Annotated in this window: 10 protein-coding genes and 1 pseudogene; 3 read left to right on the forward strand and 8 right to left on the reverse strand. The window is 40.4% G+C overall.

The features are described 5' to 3' along the window. Positions 1-66: 66 nt before the first annotated feature. Positions 67-936 carry an AMIN domain-containing protein gene (locus V7K21_RS07015; protein WP_442948853.1) on the reverse strand — a complete coding sequence of 290 codons (870 nt, stop codon included), beginning with the start codon at positions 934-936 and terminating at the stop codon, positions 67-69. A 152-nt stretch (positions 937-1,088) separates the two neighbouring features. Beyond that, the gene (locus V7K21_RS07020; RefSeq protein ID WP_335172785.1) at positions 1,089-2,054 is read right to left on the reverse strand and encodes a helix-turn-helix domain-containing protein; all 966 of its coding nucleotides are present in this window, start codon (positions 2,052-2,054) and stop codon (positions 1,089-1,091) included. 145 nt (positions 2,055-2,199) lie between these two features. Between V7K21_RS07020 and V7K21_RS07025 the strand changes: the two genes are divergently transcribed. Continuing rightward, entirely contained in the window at positions 2,200-3,468 is a 1,269-nt protein-coding gene (locus V7K21_RS07025) for a ribulose bisphosphate carboxylase small subunit (protein WP_335172787.1), read from the forward strand. Between the two features lie 118 nt (positions 3,469-3,586). Here V7K21_RS07025 and V7K21_RS07030 read toward each other — a convergent pair whose 3' ends face one another. Next, positions 3,587-4,081, reverse strand: a complete 495-nt coding sequence (locus tag V7K21_RS07030) for a hypothetical protein (protein ID WP_335172789.1) — start codon at positions 4,079-4,081, stop codon at positions 3,587-3,589. A 43-nt stretch (positions 4,082-4,124) separates the two neighbouring features. Between V7K21_RS07030 and V7K21_RS07035 the strand changes: the two genes are divergently transcribed. Then, positions 4,125-4,250 (forward strand): hypothetical protein, encoded by a 126-nt coding sequence (locus V7K21_RS07035; protein ID WP_335172791.1) that lies wholly within the window; start codon positions 4,125-4,127, stop codon positions 4,248-4,250. A 400-nt stretch (positions 4,251-4,650) separates the two neighbouring features. Here V7K21_RS07035 and V7K21_RS30610 read toward each other — a convergent pair. From V7K21_RS30610 to V7K21_RS07055, 4 genes and pseudogenes are all read right to left on the reverse strand, one after another. Then, positions 4,651-5,039 (reverse strand): annotated as a pseudogene (locus V7K21_RS30610) (hypothetical protein). 485 nt (positions 5,040-5,524) lie between these two features. Continuing rightward, the gene (locus V7K21_RS07045) at positions 5,525-5,911 is read right to left on the reverse strand and encodes a DUF2358 domain-containing protein (protein ID WP_335172794.1); all 387 of its coding nucleotides are present in this window, start codon (positions 5,909-5,911) and stop codon (positions 5,525-5,527) included. A 76-nt stretch (positions 5,912-5,987) separates the two neighbouring features. Continuing rightward, entirely contained in the window at positions 5,988-6,551 is a 564-nt protein-coding gene (locus V7K21_RS07050; RefSeq protein WP_335172796.1) for a leucine zipper domain-containing protein, read from the reverse strand. Positions 6,552-6,648: 97 nt separating this feature from the next. Further along, positions 6,649-6,867, reverse strand: a complete 219-nt coding sequence (locus V7K21_RS07055; protein WP_335172798.1) for a hypothetical protein — start codon at positions 6,865-6,867, stop codon at positions 6,649-6,651. Between the two features lie 770 nt (positions 6,868-7,637). Here V7K21_RS07055 and V7K21_RS07060 point away from each other — a divergent pair. Next, positions 7,638-9,029 carry a malic enzyme-like NAD(P)-binding protein gene (locus V7K21_RS07060; protein ID WP_335172800.1) on the forward strand — a complete coding sequence of 464 codons (1,392 nt, stop codon included), beginning with the start codon at positions 7,638-7,640 and terminating at the stop codon, positions 9,027-9,029. A 190-nt stretch (positions 9,030-9,219) separates the two neighbouring features. Here the strand turns inward: V7K21_RS07060 and V7K21_RS07065 are convergent. Then, positions 9,220-9,433 (reverse strand): hypothetical protein (locus V7K21_RS07065; protein WP_335172802.1); only part of this gene is annotated, 214 nt, incomplete at its 5' end.

The raw sequence follows: 9,433 nt of genomic DNA on the forward strand, positions 1-9,433 counted from the left end.
TGCGATAGAGGAACTGGTACTCAACGCCAGCCACTTAATTTTTCCATTATCAATACTGCTTAATTCTTAACCGAAAAGTATTGCGTTGCTACTACCATTTTTAAAATAATCAGCACCAAAACCGCGAATATTAACTTGTTCGCTAACGCCTTGATAGACAGAAGCATTGACACCACTAACATTTTGCAGTGCTTGATTAACTTGAGTAACAGCACGGTCTTCAATTATTTGGCGGGGAATAACTTGAATCGAAGCCGGAATATCACGCAGAGGAGTATCTGTCTTAGTAGCAGTTGACGCATCCTGTGCGCGATATCCATCTTGTTCGCCCGTCACCACAAGCTCAATCGGCTCATCTTGCTGTGCTGCTGGTTTTTGCTGCGGTGTAGGGAGGGCTGGCTTTTCTTGGGCTTGGGGTGTTTGAGGTGGCTGCATTGCTGTTGCAGCAGAAGTTATACCGAAAACTAGACCTGCATCATCATCAAATAACTCAACCGTGGGCAAAGCTTTCTCACCGATTACTGTGACTCGCACTGTAGTAGCATTAAGATTATTTACTGTTATTTCAGTAATTCCCGCAAGCGGTTTCTCGGAACGAAATGTATAAGTATCGCCCGATGGTAAACGCAATTGCCCGCCAGAAACATCGACAATAAAATTATTACCAGCACTGCGATTTGTCACTTGCAGTTGAGTCCCAGTAGTCGTCTCTAAAATTATTTCCACACCTTTATCAGTGGGATTTGCCTTGACTCCTGTGATTGGTACTATTACTGATACATGTGTTATTTGTGGTATAGACGATGGCATTAGTAAGTGTTGGGTATCTGATTTAACTTGTGCTGATACAGGCACAATAACCAAAGCACTCAAACATCCTGATAGACTCAGTGCCAGCCACAACTGAAAACTGTTAAATAACCACCAACTCTTCATCACAACTCCTCAAACACCAACTTGCTGGACCTGACTTGATTGATAATTAATAATTCTTATCAGGAAGCTTACAGGAATGCTTTAGTGTGTGAAAGTGAATTATGGTCGTTAGAGGGAATTTTTTGAACGTTAGCGGGAATTCTTTCGATTAGTTACGTATTCTTTGGGATTAACTCCAAATTTTTTCTAAAAGAAGATGCAAAATAACTGCGACTAGCAAAACCCACTATTCGCGCCACTTCTACAACATTCATATCTCCTGTTTGCAATAGTTGTCGTGCTTTTTCAAGGCGGTAGTGATGTAAGTAGTGAAAAGCAGTTGTACCAAAGGCGAGACGGAAACCCCGCTTCAGAGTACATTCATTCAAACCTACTTGTCGTGACAAATCTATTAAAGAGGGAGGATTGCCAAGATTTTGCAATAAAATTTCTCTGGCGTGGTGCAGGCGTTCTAAATCATCTGATTTCAGAGAAGAAGTCGAATCTTTACCTTTTCGCGCTTCTATCTCTTGTTCCATCAATAACGCCATTAGATCCAAAACTCTTGCTTCCAAATACATGCGTTTAGTTATGCCGTAGTAGGGACATTGTAGAATTTGCTGTAAGCAGGCTTGCATTTGAGAAGTAATTTTTCCAGAATTTTGATAATAAATCCGATTTTCTGCAATTAAATGCTGTAATTCTGTTGGTAAATCTCCTGAGCGATCGCCAATAAATGAACGAAAAACCTCTGGTTCTATGTGAACGTTAATATGTTTGTGGTTTCCTGATGATGATTGACAATATTCTTGCGGTGCAATTCCACTACCGCATAAATTATATTCTTTGGTATTAATAGAGGAAAATGGAGTTGTATAACTTCCACAAAGTTGAAAATTGTATTCTAGGGGATGTTCCCGTTCCTGACTATGAACAATTATTCCATCGAAGTTGTGGTAGTTGCCAATGTTTAACTCGATTCCTTGCCGTAGCCAAATGGTTCGTGAGTAACCTTGACCTAATTGCTGAGGATACTTGTAGATAATATCTAAGTCATCATTAGGGTCAAATTTACTAATATTATCGGCATTTTCATCCCAAAGTTCCCAATAAGCTTGGTGTGAAATTGTTACTGCCATTACTGTATGCTGCCTTTAAATGAGAATTATATTTATTAAGCATACAGATAATGTTGGTAATAATAAATCAGGTAAGAGCGATCGCTATCCTCAAAAAAAACTTAACATTAACTTCAGAAGTGTTAATTATTCATAAGACAAGCTCATGGGTTACTACATCGCTCCCCGCTTTCTGGACAAACTGGCTGTCCACATCACCAAAAACTTTCTAAAGCTTCCTGGTGTGCGAGTTCCTGTGATTTTGGGTATTCATGGACGCAAAGGAGAAGGCAAAACATTTCAATGTCAATTAGTCTTCGAGAAAATGGGTATCGAAGTGACTAACATATCTGGCGGCGAATTGGAAAGTCCAGATGCAGGAGATCCAGCCCGGTTGATTCGGTTGCGCTATCGGGAAACTGCGGAACTCATCAAAGTACGCGGCAAAATGTGTGTTTTGATGATTAACGATTTAGATGCCGGGGCTGGACGCTTTGATGAAGGCACTCAATATACTGTGAATACGCAGTTGGTGAATGCCACACTGATGAATATTGCTGATAATCCCACAGATGTGCAACTGCCTGGAAGCTATGATTCCACGCCTTTACATCGTGTGCCGATTATTGTTACAGGTAATGATTTTTCCACTCTCTATGCACCGTTAATTCGGGATGGACGGATGGAGAAATTCTACTGGGAACCAGACAGGGACGACAAGGTGGGAATTGTCAAGGGAATTTTTGAAGCGGATGGACTGTCACAGAAAGAAGTTGAACAGCTAGTTGATACTTTTGTCAATCAGTCTATTGACTTTTTTAGCGCTTTGCGATCGCGCATTTATGACGAACAAATCCGCAACTACATCCATCAAGTAGGTTTTGAGCAGGTGTCCTTGAGTGTGGTTAATAGCGTTAAAGGGCCACCAGAATTTAAAAAGCCAGATTTCAGGTTGTCTCACTTAATCGAGTCTGGTAACTTCCTCGTTGGGGAACAAAAACGGGTGGAAAATTCCCATTTGGTTGATGATTACAATCGACTCAATCGAGGTAGAAATTCTCAATCTGCACCACCTGTTATACCAATTAATCAGCCACCACGCAATGGTGTAATTCCAGAAGTAAAAATTAATGGATTTCAGCAACAGGAAGTATCGAGTACACATTTGAGCTTGGATACACAAGCACAAATTAGGCAATTATTGTCTCAAGGTTACAAAATTATCATTGAACACGTAGATGAGCGCCGTTTTCGCACAGGTTCATGGCAAACTTGTGTTCATAGCCAGATTGATGCAGAGTCTGATGCAATATCAAACTTGGAAGCAACTCTGGCAGAATATAGCGGTGAGTATATCCGCTTGGTAGGTATTGATCCGAAGGCCAAGCGGCGCGTGGTGGAGACGATTATTCAGCGTCCGAATGGGAAAAATTAGGAATAGATAAATCAGAATGAGCGATCGCACTACAAATACCAAGAGCGATCGCTTTTGTCTATTCCTAAACAACTGGAAAAAATATGCTTCCTCAATTTGATAGTTGAATCCTTACCCTTTAACTACAGGTAAGCGCTGAAGCTGAGTTCACCTTTGTTAAATCCTCAGTAAATACGGCTGTGTATTGATAAGGTGATGAACCAGTACAAGTCATGGAATTTGTATTAACGCGACGGGGAGTCCACCATGACTTTGCTTGCACAGTCAAATTTGTGCCATTCCATGAGAGATTTTGGACAACCAAAGAGTTAGTTTGTCCATTATCCGCCTTTTTGGCAGTTAAAAATGTGGCATAGTTAACCTGGCCATTGGCTGGATTAATTCGGGCTATAACCGCGACTTTTGGCCCGCCTCCGCTACCATAGCTAGACAACCAACGCCCAGTTGCAAAGCGGCGAAAATCATTACCAGTCTGACTACCAGTGGAGGAGTAAACGCCATATAAAACATTGCCCCCATCCCAATACAATCCGTAACCTGTACCGTCATCATTTGTTGTTTCGTAATCAGCTCTACACCATGATTTGAGACCACTATTAAAACGGATTGTCACAGGGTTTTTGTTATTAGATGAGACTTGCTGATAACCAATATAAATGGCTGTATTTCCATTAACTACTTTGGGGCCATTTTTAGCTTTGATTGTCGCTTCACTATCATTGCAACTGAATGTTACAGCATTACCAATAGATGAATTTACCGTTTGGGCAAAAACTGGATGAGCTTCTTGTGTGATTGCTAAATCAGCTACTAATACTACAGATCAAGAGAAACCTGTCAAATAATTCTGCAATTTTTGAGAATAAATCATGGTACAAACTTGCCGAGAAACTGTAAGGAAAAACTTTGTATTACTATAAACTCTCATTAGAGTTTCAACAAGTATAATTGTTGAAACTCGCAGCATTTTAAACATTATGTAAGATGATACTAGATTATAGTTATGCATATTATTTTATGCATAATTATAATATTAACTGTACATAACTGTTCCTTATCAAAGAGGATAACTAAATAGAATCAATTGCGATCGCAGCAGTCAACAATAAATGGTTTTCATACACAAGTAGCATTTGCTTATTCTCGATGTAACTTCTGCTTTCTGCCTTAGACCGTACTGTACTAAACGGTTTTAGCATTCTCATCTGAGACTTCTTTTGCACGAGCTTTTAGGCGAGTTAACCTGCTTTTACGGACATGTTCGCTATCACGAATACCACCCGCCAGTTCATATTCGCTACTGTTTTTGCCATACTTAAAAGCAACGCCCCTCACTAATTTATCTGTAAGATTGCTCAAGGTTTTTTCCATCTCATAAATTTTAGTTTTGGAAGAGTCAATTATAGCTATATCAATGTTATAAGCATAATGCGTAACTGCTCTATTAATTTAGTCAGATTTTGCAAATCACAATTCTCACCAGAATCGAGATTTTAATCAATTGCTTTCAGTCCAGCGGATCGCAATTCAGCTTTTTTCAGAACACGGGATGTACGTTTTGGACGGGACATAGATATATTCGTAAGAGAGATTTTTAGAAGACTAATTCAGTCATCCTGGAAAAACCTCTCCTCCAACCCTGAACCAAAGAGGGGAGTTTGGCTCTCCCTTCCTTTGTAGGGAAGGAAGCTAGGGGGTTAGGTTTTTGATTACTGAATCGATGTATAACTAGTTTGACTTAATAAAGCTGTTTTCTGGTTCAGTAAAATTCGTGAATAATTTTATTTATTAAAAAACTAATATATAAATCTGAGTAATTTCTCTTAATTCAGATATTGCACTTGTTTTTTTGGACGATTACTTTAATGTTAGTAATGAATGTCGCAACGTTAATGATGAATGTCGCAATGTTGATGATGAATGTTGTAACTGTTGATCATAATCGCTTTTAATTAGACCACATATGTTGTAGGGGCACAGCAATGCTATGCCCCTACCGCGTGATCTATTTAACAGAAAAAGGTTGTAAGGAGGAAATTAGACAAGCCTTAATTGTTTACATTTTTGCAGCAACGAAATGCTGCTTCACCACGTCTAAGCGTGAACAATTCCAGTAATCGACATGGGAGATAATTAAACCATCAGAGTTAAAACCTAATTCACTCCAACCAGGAATAGAAATCCGTGGCTTCCAGGGGAGAGGAGTGTTCCAACTCAGTGTCCACTCAGTTTTTATTGTGTCTCCCAAACGTTGAATGCTATGTAAGTCCATTTTGGGATTTAAAAACAAAGTTTCGATGAAATTAATCATCTGTTTGTAACGTTTAACACCACGAAATTTATTCAGCGGGTCTTGAAAATAAACGTCTGGAGTGTAAATGCTGTAAGTTTGATTTACAGGGAATCTTTGATAGTCTTCTTTGAGGATTTCAATGATATCCATGATAAATAGATAGATGTATAAATTACTTTAATATGTAAAAATGGCGCAGATAGGAATCCCTAATTAAAAATTGAAATCAACCTTCATTCCATAATTTTTCTAACTGACGCCGCCAAGCAGTTAGGACTTTTTCTCGCGTCTCTGAGGTTTGATTTATATCGCCCATTAATCCTTCTGCATAAAAGCGTTCTAAGGTTTGCATAGTAGCTTGCAGAGATTGTCCTTGTTGTTTTGCTGCTTGAATAATTTGCCGGATGCGGCTTTCAATTAGTCGATTAAAGACATTATCTAATCCAGCCTGATAAAGAGATACAAGTTGGTTGATTGCATCGGACAAATCTGTATTTACTAAAGTGCCAGTATTATGTTGAAATACCCCCCAAATTTTCCCTTCATACAAAGCGTAACGTACTTCTTGAGTGTCATCAAAGTTGGCTTCTAGGAACTGTGCTAAGAATGGTTGCCCTTCCTTTGCAGGCACAATAGGCAATAAAACTCGCAGCCAAGTATTATCTTCGGAAAGCAGCAGCAACAGCCGAAAACCAGAACTGTCTATTTGCCACGATCCAGGAGCGATCGCACGAACAGCGGATGTACCAAATAATTCTGTTACCGTATCTACAATTGCTTCAGGTGTCATAAGCCTTTATTAGATATAACCTCTAGATTAGCGCAGAGGTGGATCAGCTTATTCACTAGTACTGTAGATTTACAAATTAGATGTCGCTGCTCACAGATCAATGTCGTCTTTCACAACGAGGTGTGGAGTTCATAAACAATCTGGAGAAAGCGCTGTACGGCATTTTGTAAAAGATAGAAGCATTGGTTCTGACATAGGAAGGAAGGATGAATTGCTCGCTCTGGTTAGCCACGCGATCGCCTGAATATTCACAGTTGTAACTAGAGAAATCAGGAGCGATCGCCTGACTCCAACTCCCGAAAAAAGACCAGCACAAATTTGTTTCCCTCCATAAGGTAAGCAAAATAGCTGCCGATTTTTTAAGTCTCTTTTAAAGTCTTTAATATAAGACTCTAGATGGATGTCTGCACTACTACTTCCACTCAAGCAGAGGTTTGGAGCCGAGGGGATGGGGGTAGAGAAAGTTATTATCCTTGGGCGACTAGTACCACAAGGCAGAGGTCACTCATTCAAAAGTCACTTGTACTGAGCGTAGCCGTTGGCGCAGCCTCTCGTAGAGAAGTAAAAGTCAAAAGTATTATGGAATAAGCTCTTTAGGGCTTTTCAATGGTCTGCTTATTTACGCCGTGCTGTACTAGTCTAATCATCGTCACGTAGTCTGTTCATGTCTAACCACGCCAATTTGGGTATATAAGTAATGCCCAAGCGCAATGCTTACAACTTTTCCCTGGATTTGGTTGCTGGTGAGGCAGTACCTGTGGCAACGATCAGGCCTGTAATTCACGCTCTCTGTCTAGAGGACGCTTTTTTCATGAAACTATAGTTATACAAATATTTACACAGATAAAACATTAAAAAAATATCTGGTGTATTTGGGTACAATTACTAAATTGTTACTCATTTATATTAGTAAATGCATTGGTATAAATAAAATATAACTATCAAAACTGTGAGTAGTGAGTAAACTAACTACTGAGGGTTCCCCCAGGAGTTTACATTCATTGTGTTTCCACTGACCACAAATCTCAGATTTTAGTTTTCGTCTCAATTCAATATAAAATCTAAAGCTTAAAATCTAAAATCAACATGGCAGACCTAACTCCTAATTCTAGTTTTAGTTTGACACTGCGCTTGCAGATTCCCAATCGTGTAGGGATGTTGGCGTCGATAACCCAGGCGATCGCTACCACTGGCGGTAATCTTGGTCAAATTGATTTAATCGAGCAAACCCGTAAAGAGTCCACCCGCGATCTGACTGTGGATGCTGCTAGTACTGAGCACGCAGAAACCATTGTGCAAGCAGTGAAAGCATTGCCAGATATCAAGTTACTCAGTGTCTACGATCGCACCTTTAATTTGCATCGCGGGGGCAAAATCAACATTACTAGCAGAATTCCCTTAAGAAGTGTGTCCGATCTAGCAATGGCTTACACGCCCGGAGTTGGTCGAATTTGTACAGCGATCGCTCAAGATCCAGAGGAAGTTTACAAATTAACCATCAAACAAAATACTGTTGCGATTGTTACCGATGGTAGTGCCGTTTTGGGATTGGGAAATCTTGGCCCAGCAGCATCTCTCCCAGTCATGGAAGGCAAAGCAATGCTATTTAAAGAATTTGCTGGGCTAGATGCTTTTCCCATTTGTCTCGCCACCCAAGATACAGAAGAGATTATCCAGACAGTTAAGAATATCGCTCCAGTTTTTGGGGGTGTGAATTTAGAGGATATCGCTGCACCTCGCTGCTTTGAAATTGAAAAGAGATTGCGCCAGGAGTTAGATATCCCCGTTTTTCATGATGACCAGCACGGTACAGCAATTGTTACTTTGGCCGCCTTGTTTAATGCCCTAAAGCTGGTAAATAAGTCAATGGCCCAAATCAGGATCGTGATTAACGGTGCTGGGGCGGCTGGAGTGGCGATCGCTCGGTTACTCCGTAAAGCTGGGGCAGAAAAAATCTGGATGTGCGACTCTAAAGGGATTATCTCTACTAGTCGCACCGATTTGACAGAAGAAAAACTTGAATTTGCTGTGAAAGCTCAGGGTACGTTAGCGGGTGCAATGCAAGGGGCAGATGTCTTTATTGGTGTCAGCGCACCGGGAGTTTTGACACCAGAAATGGTGCATTCAATGGCGAAAGATGCAATTGTGTTTGCAATGGCAAATCCGATACCAGAAATTCAGCCAGAATTAATTAGTGAATATGTTGCTGTGATCGCTACTGGTCGCAGTGATTACCCAAATCAAATTAATAACGTCCTCGCTTTTCCTGGGGTATTCCGTGGTGCTTTAGATTGTCGGGCCCAGGCAATTACCACCACAATGTATCTGGAAGCCGCAAGTGCGATCGCTTCTTTAGTCAAACCTTCAAATTTGGATCGGGAACATATTATTCCTTCAGTCTTTGATGAGCGCGTCGTCACTGCTGTTGCTGCTGCCGTGCAACGTGCAGCGCGTGAAGAAGGTGTTGCTCGAAATTAATTAACTAAAAGAATGACTCTTATGGGACCAATACTTTTCGGTTAAGAATTAAGCAGTATTGATAATGGAAAAATTAAGTGGCTGGCGTTGAGTACCAGTTCCTCTATCGCATGGTTTCTTAGACGAAAACTTAGAACGAGTTTTTTTAACTAATCGAGGATTGCTTCTGTGCTGCCGAGGCGGAATTTTTTCATCCAAAATCTCCATGATCAACCATGACCAAAAAAAGGGAGTTGTTCGGTTGGGGTATGTTGAAACTCAGGTATTGCAGCACGAAAACTAGAGAGAGTGCCAGTAAATCCCAAACGCAGCAATACTTTTCGGTTAAGCCTAAAAACGGGTAAATTAAGAGTTGTACCTGAAAATCAGCAGCTAAATGCAACTCAAAAAATTTTCGTTGGTCG

It is taken from the genome of Nostoc sp. (assembly GCF_036919595.1).
In the GTDB taxonomy this organism is placed as follows: Bacteria; Cyanobacteriota; Cyanobacteriia; order Cyanobacteriales; family Nostocaceae; genus Nostoc.